The following is a 14,502-nucleotide window of genomic DNA, read 5'->3' on the forward strand; positions in this document are numbered from 1 at the left end:
TGATAAACCTATAAGCATCACTAATCCTGCAGCAGGCTCATTGCCTGTTCGACTTCTTCCTGCCAGTGACCACTCACTGTTTGATAGCCGCTTTGTCCGGAAAAGGCACTGGAAAACACCACGTCCGGCTCCAGCCTTTGCAGCAGCGTCAGGCTCTCGGCCAGCTTATCAGGATCACTGAAAGACAGGAGGCCCGGCTTCCAGCCATCATCGCTGAGATAGAGCGTATCACCGGTAAACAGGTAGATCTGGCCGGTCGACGACCGGACCTGGAAGCAGCAACTGCCCGGCGTATGACCCGGTGTGGGGATAACTTCGATATCACCCATAACCCGCTCGCGCCTGGTGAACACCAAGTCGGGGACGCAGTAGCGGGCAAAGTCCGCCATTTCAGATTGATGGCCACCGAGCTGACAGGAAAAGCGCTCACGTAGCGTCAGCAAGGAGTCACCCAGTTCATCACGGTGACTCAGTAACTGCCAGCTGATGCCGCCCAGCCCGGCCATTTGATCGATATCATCAGGCTGGCTGGTATTGTAAAACAGCACATTGCCGCCTTCTCGCAACAGCAGGTAGGCATGGGTGGTCAACCCAGGAAACGGACTTTCCGTTTCGGTTTCCCATAAGTCCTCAAACAGTGCTTTCATCTGTCACCTCATCGGGGCTTTTTATTTTTGACCCTGTATATCGGACTTGGTTTTCAACTCACCGTCGGCACCCGTGCCTGCAGGGCTGGGGGCAAGCTCGATACCAGTCCCCGTCTGACCCGGTGCCAGAAGCCGGACAACAACAACAGAGAAAAGCCAATCACCACGCCCACATAGGCAAAGCTATCGCCGGCCAGACCATAGGTATCTAGCACCTCGGTCAAGGCCACCAGCACATAAATCAACGCCGACACCATAAAGGCACGCCGGTCGATGACCAGCGAAATCAGCGTCAACAGCAAATACAGCAGTAGGACAATGCCCAGATCCAGCGCGGCCTGTTGCCCTTCAAAAATCCCCAGGTTGGAAAACACTGGATGCACAATCAGCGGCGCCGCAGTCAGGTGCAGCCAGAAAGCCACATCGGATTGTCCTGACAAGCGTTTAAGATCAGCCATATCCCAGCGCATCGCCAGTAAAAACACCAGGACGCCACTGAGCAACATCATCGAATTGAGATAATCCTTGAGCTGCGGCATCAGCGAAATCAGCGAGGCCACGATAAATACTACCGCGGTCGCTGCACCGGCAGCCACCGTAATCGGCACATGAAAGCGGATCCAGTGCAACCAGGCCGCCAGCGTGCCGGCAATGGCCGCAAACACAAAAGCCTGCTCGGAAGGAAAGCCTGCCAGCACCAATACCGAGCCGAACACACTACCGACAAAGCTCATTAACAGGACAATCGCCGGTAAAGCCATTTTGCGTTTGAGTACAAAAAACTCAGCCAGTCCCCAGGACAACGCTGCGACCACCGCTAATGCCAGTGGCACGCTGACAGCCTGCACAACCCAACCTGCTGACAACAGCAACAGCAGGCAGGCAATCACCACAAAAATATCATTAAAACTGGTGATCAGCCGGAAGCCTTCCTCATCCTCGTTATGGGTCTGATTGCGCCGGGCGATAAATTCACGAAACTGACTGACAGCTGAGGACTGGAAGATGCCTTCATCCACCGCTTGTTGCAAATCATCATCGGTATACATGGCGGGCCTTCATTTATTTGGGGACGGTAATCGGGTTATGCTCAACCCAAGCTTTTAATTTCAGACAGGATACAGGCATGAACCCGCTTATCCCAGCCGAACACAATATTGCCGTTTTTGCCGCCCTGTTTGCTATTGCCCTGTTCGGTTTCTGGGCCGAAAGCAAGCGATGGGGCAAATTGCTGACCGGCGCGGTGTGGGCAATCCTGCTCTCAATTCTGCTCTCCAACCTTAATATCCTGCCCAAGTCGGCACCGGCCTACAGCGTGGTATTTGGCTATTTTGTACCTTTGTTATTACCCCTGTTTCTGATTCATGCCGATGTGCGCCGCATCCTGGCCGAAAGCGGCCGGGTAGGCATGGGCTTTGTTCTCGCCTGCTTTGGTACGGTGCTGGGGGTGATGATCGGCGCATCACTGGTCGATCTGGGCGAACATGAAGCAGTTCTGGCCGGAATGTTTACCGGCACTTACACCGGCGGCTCGGCCAACTTTGCCGCGGTGATGCAATCCACCGGTTTTAACGACAGCAATATTATTGCCGCCGCCACTGCCGTGGATAATCTGCTGGGTATCCTGTTTCTGGTGCTGATTATCATGATGCCGGCCTCGCGCTTTTTTATGCAGCGCTATATCCAGCGGGATTACGAGTCGGATGAGCAACAGAGCCTGGAGAACGGCGAACAGATCAGCGGCCTGTCGATAGCCGCCGCCTTGACCTTTGCCCTGGTGGTAGTGGCAGTCTCCGATCTGACGGTTTATCTGCTGAATCAATTAGCCATCGGCTTTGATTTCACGCTGCTGCGTTACCTGTTTATTACCCTGTTCTCGGTCATCCCCGCGACCTTGGTACCACGACAAATGCAGAGACTAAAAGGCGGACAAAGCATGGGCTTTGTACTGGCTTTGGTGTTCTTTGCCACCATCGCTGCCGGCGCTGATATCGCCACCCTGCTCGCTTATGCGCCGATCCTGCTGGTCTTTGTGTTTGTGCTGTTGCTGGTGCACTGGATTGTGGTGTTTATCGGCGGGCAACTGCTCAACAGTCTGCTGAAACGGATGGGCAAAGACTCGCTGCAACTGTCTTTGCCGGAACTGATTATTGCTTCCAATGCCTCGGTGCTGGGCGCGACCACCGCACCCGCGCTGGCTATGGCGCGTGGCTGGAACACCTTGATCACGCCGGGCATCCTGGTCGGTGTGGCCGGTTATATTATCGGTACGCCCTTAGGTCTGCTCATTGCATCAATATGGTGATGACTAGCGAGCGCTGTAAGCGCTATCCGGCTTGCTTTTAATCATCCTGGTAATGCGCAACCCCATGCCTGCCAGCAACAAGAACACGACTGGTATGTAAGCAGCGTCCTGAAGTGCGCCTTTGCCATAAGTTTCCAGGAAAATCAGCCAGATCAGATACATGCCGATGGAGTGCAGCCACTGCCAGGCTTTAGACCCAAGCCAGCGTCGTGGCGGATCAAACGAGGTAATGGTCATCGCCAGAATAAACAGGTAAGTCAGACTGGCCAGCCCGATCTCAATCGGATGCAGCTTGGCAAGCGAACCCTCCGGGTAAAACTTCATCAGCAGGATCAGAAACAGCAGGTGCACAAAGTGAGAAAAGGCAAAAGACACGCCGAGATAACGACGGTTTTGTAGGAGGTACCGCGCCCAGCGCGTTTTAAACAAGGCAAAGAGACTGGATGCGGTGAACGCCAGCACAAACAGCAACACCGAACTGGCGGCGGTCGCCCGGATCATGCTGCGAAGCGCTTCCTCGCTGAAACCCAGCAGGATAAAGCTAATGAACGACGTTATCACCAGCACCAGTGCCACCAGCCCGGTTATCCGCCACGCGGAAATAGAGATCATATGCACCCTGCTATAGCTTGAGACAACTAAAATCCAGCATAGAGTTCAGCGTCGGCACTGTAAATACTTACTAAGTAGCGTAAAGAGAAAATACTGTTCGCCTGCCCAACTAATAACCAAAACTTGAAAGCAGGGCAGACACTTACACTGATTGAAAACCTTGTATGTCCAACTATTTCCTCGCTTACCCTCGTTGCTTTTCATGATGATATGATTGCCTACTTGTGCGCCATAGTTGATAACTGGTTCACATTTTTACATTCATCAAACCAAATCTACAGGAGGTTGATTTGAAACTTAAGCTTATTATGGCCGCACTCTCTGCAGTGGTACTTTCCGGCTGCGCATCTATCGTCAACGACTCTAATATCCCTGTCACCGCCTCATTCTCAGATGGCAGTAACGGTGAGTGCCACTTTCAAAACAAGCGTGGCGCATGGTCTGCTGATATGCCCGGAACTGTTCTAATCAGACGCTCCGATGATGCCCTGATCTACCGCTGTGAAACCCAAGATGGCAGAAACACGACTGGCTCTATTGTCAGTGAAATTGAGGGTGCAAAATTTGGTGCCAGTGTGATTTTTATGGACTTGGGCATCACCGATGCCATTACCGATAAACACCGCACCTATCAACACAACATCGTCATCCCTGTCAGAAAAGCCGAAAGCTGATTAATTACTGTGGAATAGCATTGGAGATGTCCGCTTGGGCATCTCCGCCATCTCCTAGGCAGTCATTAGGCCGCGTGACAACAACGCTCAGATCATGCAAGCTAATTACATCTAAAAATACAAAATCAACATCAGTAGGCAGCGTTATGAAAGGTAGTCAGAAAGTTATCGATTTGCTCAACAACCTCTTAGCCGGTGAACTGACCGCCATGGATCAGTACTTCATCCACTCCAGGATGTATGAAGACTTCGGCCTGACCCGGCTCTACAACCGCATCGCCCACGAAATGCAGGACGAAACCGATCATGCTGACCAGATGATCCGGCGCATTCTGTTTCTGGAAGGCATGCCCGACCTGGTCACCCGTGAACCGATTCATGTCGGCCACGACGTGCCGCAGATGCTGAAAAACGATCTGGACCTGGAATATCAGGTCGTCGATAACCTGCGCAAAGGCATTGCCCTGTGTGAGGAAGAAGGCGACTACGACACCCGCAAAATGCTGGTGCAGCAACTGGAAGACACTGAACTTGACCACACTCACTGGCTGGAACAGCAACTGGGTCTGATCGAGAAAATGGGTCTGCCCAATTATTTGCAGGCGATGACATTAGCCGAAGCTTAATTTTATTTTTTGCCGTCTTAGCTAGCAGGCCTTGTCGGCACGGTAACCCGGGTCACACCTCTGAATCTGGGACTGGATTGCTTCACTGCGTTCGCAATGACGGTTATAAGCGCTTACAAACTTTTCTCAGATCCGCAGCTTGGGCTGAATGCAATAAGCAAAACCCGGGCATGGTTTGAAGTGTTGGGCTTCGCGAGCTCAGCACCAACCTAGATTTATCCCGTCATTGCGAGCCGGCCATGCCGGCGCGGCAATCCAGGCCTCACCTCTGAACCTGAGACTTGATTGCTTCACTGCGTTCGCAATGACGGTTTCAAGCCCTGACAAACTTTTCCTTTGATCCGTAGCTTGGGCTCAATGCAATAAGCAAAACCCCGGCATAGTTTGAAGTGTTGCGCTTCGCGAGCTCAGCACCAACCTACATTTATCACGTCATTGCGAGCCGGCTGTGCCGGCGCGGCAATCCAGGCCCCAGTTCTAAACTCGGGACTGGATTGCTTCACTGCGTTCGCAATGACGGTTATAAGCCCTGACAAACTTTTTTCTCAGATCCGCAGCTTGGGTTGAATGCAATAAGCAAAAGCCCGGCATGTTTTGAGGTGTTGGGCTTCACGAGCTCAGCACCAACCTACATTTCTCCCGTCATTGCGAGCCGGCCTGCCGGCGCGGCAATCCAGGCCCCACTTCTGAACTCGGGACTGGATTGCTTCACTGCGTTCGCAATGACGGTTATAAGCGCTGACAAACTTTTCTTTTGATCCGTAGCTTGGTTTGAGCCCAACAAAACCCAGGCATGCTTTGAAGCTTTGGGCTTAGCGAGCTCAGCGCCAACCTACATGTATCCCGTCATTGCGAGCCGGCTGTGCCGGCGCGGCAATCCAGGCCCCAGTTCTGAGAGTGGCACTGAATTATGTGCCTGCACTCAGTTATGTCTTTGCCCTATCCAGATCTTACCGCACTGACTTTCCCTGCCCGCTCCCTGGCATCAGCAATATCACCCCACAGTTGTGGCACATGACTTTCCACCGGCCGCAGGTAACCGGCCACGATCATGATGCTCAGTGTGGTCATAAAGCCATAAACGCCCGGTGTCCAACCATGAGTCTGAATAAAGGCCGGCTCAGTCAGGGTCAGTCCGAACGACACGGCCATGCCTGATAAAAAGCCAATCACAGCGCCGAACTTGTTGGCTCTTTGCCAGTACAGGCCAAGTAACACCACTGGTGCCAGCACGATCATGCCCTGATAGGTCATCAGGGCCAGGAACACCAGTTGCCCTTCTTTCAGATAAGCACCGACCAACGCACCGATACTCATCACCACTACCGTCCAGCGCGCGATCAGCAGGGCTGTTTTCTCACTGATTTTGCGATTGATGACCTGGGCGATATCCCCCGAGATTGCCGTTGACATGGCATTCAGAATGCCACTGACTGTACCCAGACTGGCCGCCATCACCAGGACGGCAAACAGGGCCAACGGCCAGACACCGGCCTCACTGTGTGCCCAGAACAAGGCTTCTTCCGGGTTTTCCTGTGCAAAAGGTAATGGGTGCAGCGCCATCGATAAAATAAACAACAGCGCAAAGGATAAAATGCCCAGCACCGGGGCAAACAACACCGACTGCTTGATTGTGCGAATGCTGTCTGCCGCAAACAATTTGTTATACACCCAAGGCCACATAAAACCGCCCAGACCACTGGTGATAATGATCGCCGTCCAGTAATTAGGCGACACATCCCAGCCCGGCCCCGGGAAGGTCATCGCAGCCGGGCTTTCATAGAACAGCCTGTCCATCGCTGCCGACAAACCGCCCAACTCGGTGAACAGCACATAAATCAGCACACCTGAGCCCACGATCATCATGTACATCCCCTGCACGATATTCGCGGTGACCACACTGCGCATACCGCCCATGGCGACATAAAACACCACCACGAAAATACCGATAATCATACCCAGCAACGGGCTGATAAAACCCTCGGTCGCATAGTTAAAGACATAACCAATCGTGTACCACTCCATCAGCAACCACGGCACCGATAAGGCGACACCGGCAAACCCCGTCAGCACCCGGATAAAGTCACTGCGATAACGCAGGCCCAGCAACTCCGACTGGGTGCGAAGCTGATACTTCTTGCCCCAGATAAAGGTTTTCTCGGCCACCAGATACATCACCAGCAAAGTGATAATGCCGTAGGGGATCACATACATGCCGATCATGCCGAAACTCACGGCAAAGCCGGAGAACACGGTATAACCCGCGCCGACATACCAGGTCGCCAGAAAACCGAAGGTAATGCCCAGCACGCCTATGCTGTGATTCGCCGTGGCATAGTCAGCCATTGTCGACACGCCCAGTTGGCGGCGGTTGATAAAGAGAATCAGCCCCAGAAAGGCCAGTAATGACAGAACCGGAATCATCTAACTTTCTCCACCTCAACATCCAACTCCATCGCCCCGCTACGGCTCTCCAGCAGATACCAGGAGGCAAAGAACACGGCGGCCACCAATGACAGCCCAATATGCCAGACCATGGCAAAAGGCAGTCCCAGCCAGCGCGGTTCTATGGTGTTGGCCCAGAGGAAAACGGGCGGATAGGTGGACAGGAAGGTGGTCGCCAGGATCAGCGTTATGAACAAGGCCGACCGGCGGCGGGAATGAGGCCGGGTAAAAGACATGGACTGCTCCGTTGCAGATTGATCAGTCCTTCACCTTATCAACTGATGCCCGGATGTAAACGGGAAATTTGCCCGACCGTTCTAAACGTTGGGCTTCGCAGGCTCAGCCCAATCTACTTGCTAGACTTTAACCTTGTAGTTAAGGTCTTTAGCTTCGTCCCCCGTCATGCCTCGAAAGCCCCATTGATAGGGCTGTTGTTCTTTGATGGTGATTTCGACATCAATGGGTGCCAAAGAAAGCTGGCTTTCCAGCTCGGAGAATAAAGCTTTGATCAGGGCCTTCTGCGTCTCAGCTTTACGGCCTGCCATCATATTAATCTCGATCACGGTGTAGGCATCACTTCTGCCGCCGGGATAATAAAAATCATCCCTGTCGAGTGGCATAAAACGATGCGCCCGCTTATCTTCCGGCAAACCCAGCACGCTCTGCATGCAGCCATGAATCACATCCGAAAGCTGGGCTTTGATGGGATTCAGTTTTTCTTTTATGCCATAAATAACAATCATGGGCTTCCCTGTTTGATTATCTAGATTCGGTGAGAGTCTAACATCCTGTTGTCGCCTTGATGGCGGGTGAGGAAACCTGCAACGAAAGCCTGAGAAGTAATAAACCAGACATCAATGGTGTCTGCCCCTTTGCTCCACTGACCTCAATATCACCCGTTGGTTGGGCAAAATGCCATGACTCCCAACAAGCCCCAGGATTGATGAGCTTCGAAGACTCAGCGCCAACCTACCCAACTCGTCATTGCGAGCCGGCCGTGCCGGCGCGGCAATCCAGGCTCCACTTCTGAACTTGGGACTGGATTGCTTCACTGCGTTCGCAATGACGGTTATTAGCACTTAGATGCTTTTTGTTAGTTATCAGCTTTGATATGACTCGAAGCATATTTCGCCTTAAGGGCGAGTCAGGGATTTGCGCGGCCAAATCCCTAACTACCCAAGGCCGCCCGACTGTGCTGGCCTAACGGCTCCACTGCGTTGCTCAATTTGTCTGGCGGACGGCCAAAACTCGCTGCGCTCAGACACTGCCCGTCCTTCTCCCAGACAAATCTCTGCTACTCGTCAGCACAAACGGGGAGTATTGGGGTTGAAACTCAAATCTGAGTTGTTGCCCCCTCTCCCTTGATGGGAGAGGGTTGGGGTGAGGGTGAAAACGCCCTTTGCGCAGCCGAGCATCGGAAATCAGTTTGGATCAAACACGACGAGTGTCTGAGCGTAGCGAGTTTTCGTCGTGTTCCAAACTGATTGAGAAGCGCAGGGAACCCGATAGGGCAAGCTGTGGGCTGCCTTTTTGTTTGGTTCGTTTATTTTGGGCATGCAAAATAAATGAGCTCGGGCTTTAGTCCGAAATAAACATGAAGCAAGTTAGCTATCAGTATAAGTCTGAGTTCATCTATTTGACTATTCTCAGTGGATTTTTTGGCATGTTTATGTCGGGCAAAAACTCTTCAACTGTAGTCTCAGTTAAACCTAGCTTTTGTAACACAGATTTCCATTGAATTAAGCCAATACCATTAATCATTGTTTCAAGTAATGCCGGCTGCTCAAAAGGAATATCCTTATCCGAGGGCTCTCCTGTCGCCCAACCTTTTTTATTGATGTAAATATAACCAGAGCGCATTTGATCTTCGCTGATCAGCCCCAGTGATTTAGCCCTATACAGCAAAGCTTTGGAGCTAACTTTAAAATGAAGTTTTAACTTTGTTATATTCACCCAATTTAAGCTTTTCGCGCCCCGGGTTATAGGAAAGTTTTCTATCGCTTCAGAAAAACTAATTCTCGGCATCAAGAAGGCACTTGCAAAATAATTAGCTTGCTTTTCAGTAGCTTTACAACCAGTCACTACCCCATCATGCATGATTAGATGACCTAACTCGTGTGCTAGGTCAAACCGATATCTGCAAGGATTGTTTTTTGCATTATTTCTGATAATGATCGGTCGACCACTTGATAATGAAAACGCATCAACTTTATCGTCAGCACCATCTATTGTGGTCACAATTACACCAGCATTTTCCAAAACAATAGTGATATCAGAAATTGGACCTAAACCTAACTCCCACTCACGTCGAAGAGACTCAGAGGCTCGCTCAATACTCTCAGTAGTAATGGATTCAAAAGTGTCCTCAAGAGTTATCTGAAATTTAGGTAGGTCATAGTAACTTTCAATCTCTGAGATGAGTTCGGACAAGAGTTCCGCCCTTGCCATGACCATATTCGTGATCGCTTTTGTTCTTGCTCTTACACTTCTGAAATGACACTTCTCCTCCACAACAGGCAAGATACGCTCGGTATAGAAGAAGCTTTTCTCTACGCCTAACTCAAGGCATAAAGTATCCAACTGGTAATCTCTCGGTTCTTGGCCTGACTCCATTTTAGAAATATTTTGCCGAGTTACGCCGAGAACCGAACCGACATTCTCCAGAGAAAGCCCCTTTGCTAGTCTAGCTAAACGGAGCTTATCTCCCCGATATATTTGCAGACTCTTTATTTCTCTCATTGCTACTCATCCAAATGTTTTGTTCTTTCTTGTTCTTTTGCTTTTAATATTACTTGTTTTCTTTCTACCGGCTTTTCTTGAATTAATTGCTCGCTAATTGGACGAATCTTGTTGCTGAAATTATCATCCGAATACCAGAGCGATACTAGTGAGTTATTTGTTGGGTGATAGCCTGCTAAAGCCACTTTGAAGTCATCTTCAATATCAACAATATCTTCACCAATACTAATATCTGTTGGTGCGACAACCATTAGTCGCCAATATAACTCCTGTGTAGCAAAATCAATTTCATCACGATCTTCTAGAAGAAGAATTAGCTGGTCTTTCTCAATTTCGTTCTGATTAAAGATCTTCACTCGCTTTTTTGGTGAGCGAGGTTCATCTCTAAAAACACGCAATGGTATGTTGTTGATCCTTGGTACATAATCCATTCCACTACTCGCTAAAGTCAACCATGGCTTATCAGTATCACGATTAAGCTTTATAAATAGCTGTCTAAGACGTCCATGAAGTGTAGTCTCAAATGTGTAACGATCATCATACTCACCCGTATTCGAGAGCCTTGTCTGCTCTGCTACCTCTAAGATTTCTCTGGAGAGTATATTCAGATGGTCTTCATCAAAAGCTGAGCAAACTTCAAAAGGTGATTCAAAATCTGTTGACATAAGAGACCTCTAATCATGGGAAAATCGCAGTATGTCAACCAGATTAGTGCTATATCTGTCTTTTGTCAACCAAAAAGGTGGGTTATTTTTATTTTGTAAACTTATTTTTTCTTAACCGGCCTCTTCCATCCCTCAACCGTCTTCTGCTTAGAGACAGTCAAAGTCAAAGCCTCACCTGGTGCGGTCTTCCGAATCGTAGACCCAGCCCCAATCGTCGCCCCATCCTCAACCGTAACAGGCGCCACCAACTGTGTATCAGACCCCACAAACACCCGATCCCCAATCACAGTGCGGTGCTTATTGGCCCCATCATAGTTACAGGTAATCGTCCCGGCCCCAATATTCACATCCGCCCCCATATCGGTATCACCGATATAGCTCAGGTGATTCACCTTGGAACCCAGGCCGATATTGGCATTTTTGACTTCGACAAAGTTACCCACCTTGGCCTTGGCTGCCAGAACGGAACCGGGACGCAAACGAGCATAAGGACCAACCGCACAGTCGGGGCCAACCTCGGCATTTTCGATAATGCTGTGGGGCAGGATGTCGGCACCTTCATGAATCACGCTGTTGATAATGATGCAATTGGCACCGATGCTGACGTTATCAGCAATGGTGTTGCTGCCTTCGAAGATCACGTTGATATCCACCGTGATATCTTGACCGGCATTGATAGGACCGCGGATATCAATCCGTGCCGGGTCACGCATGGTGACACCGGCCATCATCAGATCGGTGGCGGTTTTCTGCTGGTAGTAGCTTTCCAGTTCGGCGAGTTGGACGCGGTTATTAACGCCGGCGACTTCCATCTCGTCATCACAGACCACGGAGCTGATCTCGATGCCCTGCTCGACAGCATTGGCGATCAGGTCGGTCAGGTAATACTCGCCCTGGGCATTGTTGTTATCGAGTTGAGACAAAGCCTCGTCCAGCCATTTGGCCGGGATGCACATGATGCCGGTGTTGATCTCGTTGATCAGTTTGGTTTCTTCGTCAGCATCTTTTTCTTCGGTGATTCGCAACATTTTGTCATCGAAGTCGCGGACAATACGGCCATAGCCGGTCGGGTTATCCAATAAGGCCGTCAGCACCTTCAAGCTGTTCTGATCACCGGAATCAATCAGTGCTTCCAGCGTGTCGGTTTCTATCATCGGCACATCGCCATAGAGCACCAGTACCTGATCCGATTTCTGAAAGAAGGCTTTGGCCTGCTCCACCGCATGGCCGGTGCCTTTTTGCTCATGCTGCATCACGGTGTTGATGCCCTGCTGCTCCAGATAGGGCACCACTTCATCGGCACCATTGCCACAGACCACGGCCATTTCGGTTGGGTTAAGCATGTTGGCGGTGTCGATAACATGCTGCAGTAATGGCTTGCCGCCCAGGGTATGCATGACCTTGGGCTTGTTGGATTTCATGCGGGTGCCTTTACCGGCGGCGAGGATGATGATGGATAGTGACATAGGGTTTTCGGCTGTTAATTCAAATTGGGCATTTTAGCAGATTGGCTTTATTGATCAGAAAATGAACCACAGAGGCACTGAGGGCACAGAGTTAACAACTGTCATTTCGGGAGCTGCCGTGACATGCCTGATGCCTCCACTGCGGTCGGCATGACAATATCCTCCAGCCTTTTTCATTCATAGACACGGCAATTCACTGACGTCATTTTATTGAGTACTGGGCCTGGATCGCTTCGGCTTCGGGCCTCGCGATGACTAGGTCGTTCTCCCGTGGGTTTTCGTGATTACCTGTATCCAGAAGTGCACTGTCATTGTGAGGAGCTTGCGACGGAGTAATCTATTTCAGTACTGGGACTGGATTGCTTCGTCGTGCCTCCTCGCAATGACAAATTATTTATCTCTGTGTCCTCTGTGCCTCTGTGGTTAGCTTTCAAAAGGGCAAAAAAAAAGGCCGTCCGAGGACAGCCTTTTTTCTTTCCAGCAAAGCGCTGTTAGCGTTTTGTGGTTTTTCTTGCACGCTCGATAGCACGCAGTTGCGCCATTGCTTCGGCCAGCTCTTTCTGGGCTTCCGCAAAGTCACGCTTGGCAGATGAATCAGACAGCGCACGCTCTGCGTCGGCCTTGGCCTGCAAGGCTGCGGCTTCATCAACATCGGCAGCACGTGACGCGGTGTCAGCCAGAACGGTGACAACGTGTGGCTGAACTTCCAGCATACCGCCCGAGACATAGAACTGCTCTTCCGAGCCGTTGTCTCTCAAAACGCGTACTTCACCTGGCTTGAGTCGAGTCAGCAACGGGGTGTGACGTGGGTAAATACCCACTTCACCTTCCACTGCCGAGGCAAAAACCGCTTCCGCCAGACCTGAGAAGATCTCATTTTCGGCGCTAACGATGTCGACATGAATAGTCATAGCCATGCTTTACCTCCCAGGGGATTAGAGCTTCTTGGCTTTCTCGACGGCTTCTTCGATGCTACCTACCATGTAGAACGCTTGTTCCGGCAGAGAGTCGTATTCACCATTCAGGATGCCTTGGAAACCAGCAATTGTGTCTTTCAGCGATACGTATTTACCAGGTGCACCGGTAAAGACTTCGGCAACGAAGAACGGCTGAGACAGGAAACGCTGGATCTTACGAGCACGGGATACGGTCTGTTTATCTTCTTCAGACAGTTCGTCCATACCCAGGATCGCGATGATGTCTTTCAGTTCTTTATAACGTTGCAGGGTACCCTGAACGCCACGAGCGACATCATAGTGCTCGTTACCAACAACCAGTGGGTCCAGCTGACGTGAAGTTGAATCCAGCGGGTCAATCGCAGGATAGATACCCAGCTCGGCGATAGAACGTGACAGTACAACGGTCGCGTCCAAGTGAGCGAAGGTGGTCGCTGGAGACGGGTCAGTCAAGTCATCCGCCGGTACGTAGACCGCCTGGATAGAAGTGATAGAACCGGTCTTGGTTGAGGTGATACGTTCCTGCAGTACACCCATCTCTTCCGCCAGGGTCGGCTGGTAGCCTACCGCTGATGGCATACGACCCAGCAGGGCTGATACTTCGGTACCGGCCAGGGTGTAACGATAGATGTTATCAACGAAGAATAGTACGTCACGGCCTTCATCACGGAAGAACTCGGCCATGGTCAGACCGGTCAGCGCCACACGCAGACGGTTACCAGGTGGCTCGTTCATCTGACCGTAAACCAGCGATACCTTGTCGATAACGTTGGAATCAGTCATTTCGTGGTAGAAGTCGTTACCTTCACGGGTACGCTCACCGACACCGGCGAATACTGAGTAACCGCTGTGCTCGATCGCGATGTTACGAATCAGTTCCATCATGTTGACGGTTTTACCAACACCGGCACCACCGAACAGACCGACTTTACCACCCTTGGCGAATGGGCAAACCAGGTCGATAACCTTGATACCGGTTTCCAGCAGTTCGTTACTGGCAGCCAGTTCATCGTAAGGCGGCGCTTTGCGGTGGATACCCCAACGCTCTTCTTCACCGATATCGCCTTTTTCGTCGATAGGGTTACCCAGGACGTCCATAATACGACCCAGTGTTTGTTTACCCACCGGTACGCTGATCGCTTTACCGGAGTTGGTGACTTCCAGGTCACGTTTCAGACCGTCTGAAGTACCCATGGCAATGGCGCGAACCACACCGTCGCCCAGCTGCTGCTGAACTTCGAGGGTCAGACCGGTTTCTTCGACGTTCAGTGCGTCGTAGACTTTTGGCAGGCTGTCATGTGGAAACTCCACATCAACGACCGCGCCGATAATTTGTACAATCTTTCCAGAGCTCATCTCGCTTCCTC

At 51.0% G+C, this 14,502-nt stretch carries 14 protein-coding genes; 3 read left to right on the forward strand and 11 right to left on the reverse strand.

Annotation, left to right across the window (positions count from 1 at the left end):
- Positions 1–20: 20 nt before the first annotated feature.
- Both Q0X64_RS04060 and Q0X64_RS04065 read right to left on the reverse strand, forming a co-directional pair.
- Positions 21–647, reverse strand: a complete 627-nt coding sequence (locus tag Q0X64_RS04060) for an MBL fold metallo-hydrolase (RefSeq protein ID WP_297809269.1) — start codon at positions 645–647, stop codon at positions 21–23.
- A 53-nt stretch (positions 648–700) separates the two neighbouring features.
- Complete coding sequence (locus Q0X64_RS04065) at positions 701–1,696, reverse strand: hypothetical protein (RefSeq protein WP_297809270.1); 996 nt, start codon at positions 1,694–1,696, stop codon at positions 701–703.
- 77 nt (positions 1,697–1,773) lie between these two features.
- On the opposite strand from Q0X64_RS04065, the gene Q0X64_RS04070 reads away from it, so the two are divergent.
- On the forward strand, positions 1,774–2,952 hold the full coding sequence (locus Q0X64_RS04070) for a DUF819 family protein (RefSeq protein ID WP_297809271.1): 1,179 nt from the start codon (positions 1,774–1,776) through the stop codon (positions 2,950–2,952).
- A 3-nt stretch (positions 2,953–2,955) separates the two neighbouring features.
- Here Q0X64_RS04070 and Q0X64_RS04075 read toward each other — a convergent pair whose 3' ends face one another.
- The gene (locus tag Q0X64_RS04075) at positions 2,956–3,564 is read right to left on the reverse strand and encodes a hypothetical protein (protein ID WP_297809272.1); all 609 of its coding nucleotides are present in this window, start codon (positions 3,562–3,564) and stop codon (positions 2,956–2,958) included.
- A 290-nt stretch (positions 3,565–3,854) separates the two neighbouring features.
- Between Q0X64_RS04075 and Q0X64_RS04080 the strand changes: the two genes are divergently transcribed.
- Together Q0X64_RS04080 and bfr are read left to right on the forward strand one after the other, a co-directional pair.
- Positions 3,855–4,238, forward strand: a complete 384-nt coding sequence (locus Q0X64_RS04080; RefSeq protein WP_297809273.1) for a hypothetical protein — start codon at positions 3,855–3,857, stop codon at positions 4,236–4,238.
- Between the two features lie 146 nt (positions 4,239–4,384).
- Entirely contained in the window at positions 4,385–4,864 is a 480-nt protein-coding gene (gene bfr / locus Q0X64_RS04085) for a bacterioferritin (RefSeq protein WP_297809274.1), read from the forward strand.
- 939 nt (positions 4,865–5,803) lie between these two features.
- Here the strand turns inward: bfr and Q0X64_RS04090 are convergent.
- The 8 genes from Q0X64_RS04090 to atpD form a co-directional block, all read right to left on the reverse strand.
- Positions 5,804–7,288 carry a sodium:solute symporter family protein gene (locus Q0X64_RS04090; RefSeq protein ID WP_297809275.1) on the reverse strand — a complete coding sequence of 495 codons (1,485 nt, stop codon included), beginning with the start codon at positions 7,286–7,288 and terminating at the stop codon, positions 5,804–5,806.
- Positions 7,285–7,545, reverse strand: coding sequence for a DUF3311 domain-containing protein (locus tag Q0X64_RS04095; protein ID WP_297809276.1), 261 nt, complete (start codon positions 7,543–7,545; stop codon positions 7,285–7,287). The genes Q0X64_RS04090 and Q0X64_RS04095 overlap by 4 nt, the downstream gene beginning before the upstream one ends.
- Before the next feature lie 120 nt (positions 7,546–7,665).
- Positions 7,666–8,052 carry a tautomerase family protein gene (locus Q0X64_RS04100; RefSeq protein ID WP_297809277.1) on the reverse strand — a complete coding sequence of 129 codons (387 nt, stop codon included), beginning with the start codon at positions 8,050–8,052 and terminating at the stop codon, positions 7,666–7,668.
- Between the two features lie 889 nt (positions 8,053–8,941).
- Positions 8,942–10,048: an XRE family transcriptional regulator gene (locus Q0X64_RS04105; protein ID WP_297809278.1), complete on the reverse strand. Its 1,107-nt coding sequence runs from the start codon at positions 10,046–10,048 to the stop codon at positions 8,942–8,944.
- Positions 10,049–10,050: 2 nt separating this feature from the next.
- Positions 10,051–10,713: a hypothetical protein gene (locus Q0X64_RS04110; protein ID WP_297809279.1), complete on the reverse strand. Its 663-nt coding sequence runs from the start codon at positions 10,711–10,713 to the stop codon at positions 10,051–10,053.
- A gap of 101 nt (positions 10,714–10,814) precedes the next feature.
- Entirely contained in the window at positions 10,815–12,179 is a 1,365-nt protein-coding gene (glmU, locus tag Q0X64_RS04115; protein ID WP_297809280.1) for a bifunctional UDP-N-acetylglucosamine diphosphorylase/glucosamine-1-phosphate N-acetyltransferase GlmU, read from the reverse strand.
- A gap of 491 nt (positions 12,180–12,670) precedes the next feature.
- A complete protein-coding gene (locus tag Q0X64_RS04120; RefSeq protein ID WP_297809281.1) occupies positions 12,671–13,096 on the reverse strand; it encodes a F0F1 ATP synthase subunit epsilon in 426 nt (141 codons plus the stop codon).
- Positions 13,097–13,114: 18 nt separating this feature from the next.
- Complete coding sequence (gene atpD / locus Q0X64_RS04125; RefSeq protein ID WP_297809282.1) at positions 13,115–14,491, reverse strand: F0F1 ATP synthase subunit beta; 1,377 nt, start codon at positions 14,489–14,491, stop codon at positions 13,115–13,117.
- Between the last annotated feature and the right edge of the window lie 11 nt (positions 14,492–14,502).

This window comes from uncultured Methylophaga sp. (genome assembly GCF_947259025.1).
In the GTDB taxonomy this organism is placed as follows: Bacteria; Pseudomonadota; Gammaproteobacteria; order Nitrosococcales; family Methylophagaceae; genus Methylophaga.

Coding starts and splice junctions, on each gene's coding strand:
- Q0X64_RS04110 (WP_297809279.1), bottom strand. CDS start 10,713: ATGTCAACAGATTTTGAATCACCTTTTGAAGTTTGCTCAGCTTTTGAT.
- Q0X64_RS04120 (WP_297809281.1), bottom strand. CDS start 13,096: ATGGCTATGACTATTCATGTCGACATCGTTAGCGCCGAAAATGAGATC.
- Q0X64_RS04075 (WP_297809272.1), bottom strand. CDS start 3,564: ATGATCTCTATTTCCGCGTGGCGGATAACCGGGCTGGTGGCACTGGTG.
- bfr (WP_297809274.1), top strand. CDS start 4,385: ATGAAAGGTAGTCAGAAAGTTATCGATTTGCTCAACAACCTCTTAGCC.
- Q0X64_RS04070 (WP_297809271.1), top strand. CDS start 1,774: ATGAACCCGCTTATCCCAGCCGAACACAATATTGCCGTTTTTGCCGCC.
- Q0X64_RS04105 (WP_297809278.1), bottom strand. CDS start 10,048: ATGAGAGAAATAAAGAGTCTGCAAATATATCGGGGAGATAAGCTCCGT.
- atpD (WP_297809282.1), bottom strand. CDS start 14,491: ATGAGCTCTGGAAAGATTGTACAAATTATCGGCGCGGTCGTTGATGTG.
- Q0X64_RS04100 (WP_297809277.1), bottom strand. CDS start 8,052: ATGATTGTTATTTATGGCATAAAAGAAAAACTGAATCCCATCAAAGCC.
- Q0X64_RS04090 (WP_297809275.1), bottom strand. CDS start 7,288: ATGATTCCGGTTCTGTCATTACTGGCCTTTCTGGGGCTGATTCTCTTT.
- Q0X64_RS04065 (WP_297809270.1), bottom strand. CDS start 1,696: ATGTATACCGATGATGATTTGCAACAAGCGGTGGATGAAGGCATCTTC.
- glmU (WP_297809280.1), bottom strand. CDS start 12,179: ATGTCACTATCCATCATCATCCTCGCCGCCGGTAAAGGCACCCGCATG.
- Q0X64_RS04060 (WP_297809269.1), bottom strand. CDS start 647: ATGAAAGCACTGTTTGAGGACTTATGGGAAACCGAAACGGAAAGTCCG.
- Q0X64_RS04095 (WP_297809276.1), bottom strand. CDS start 7,545: ATGTCTTTTACCCGGCCTCATTCCCGCCGCCGGTCGGCCTTGTTCATA.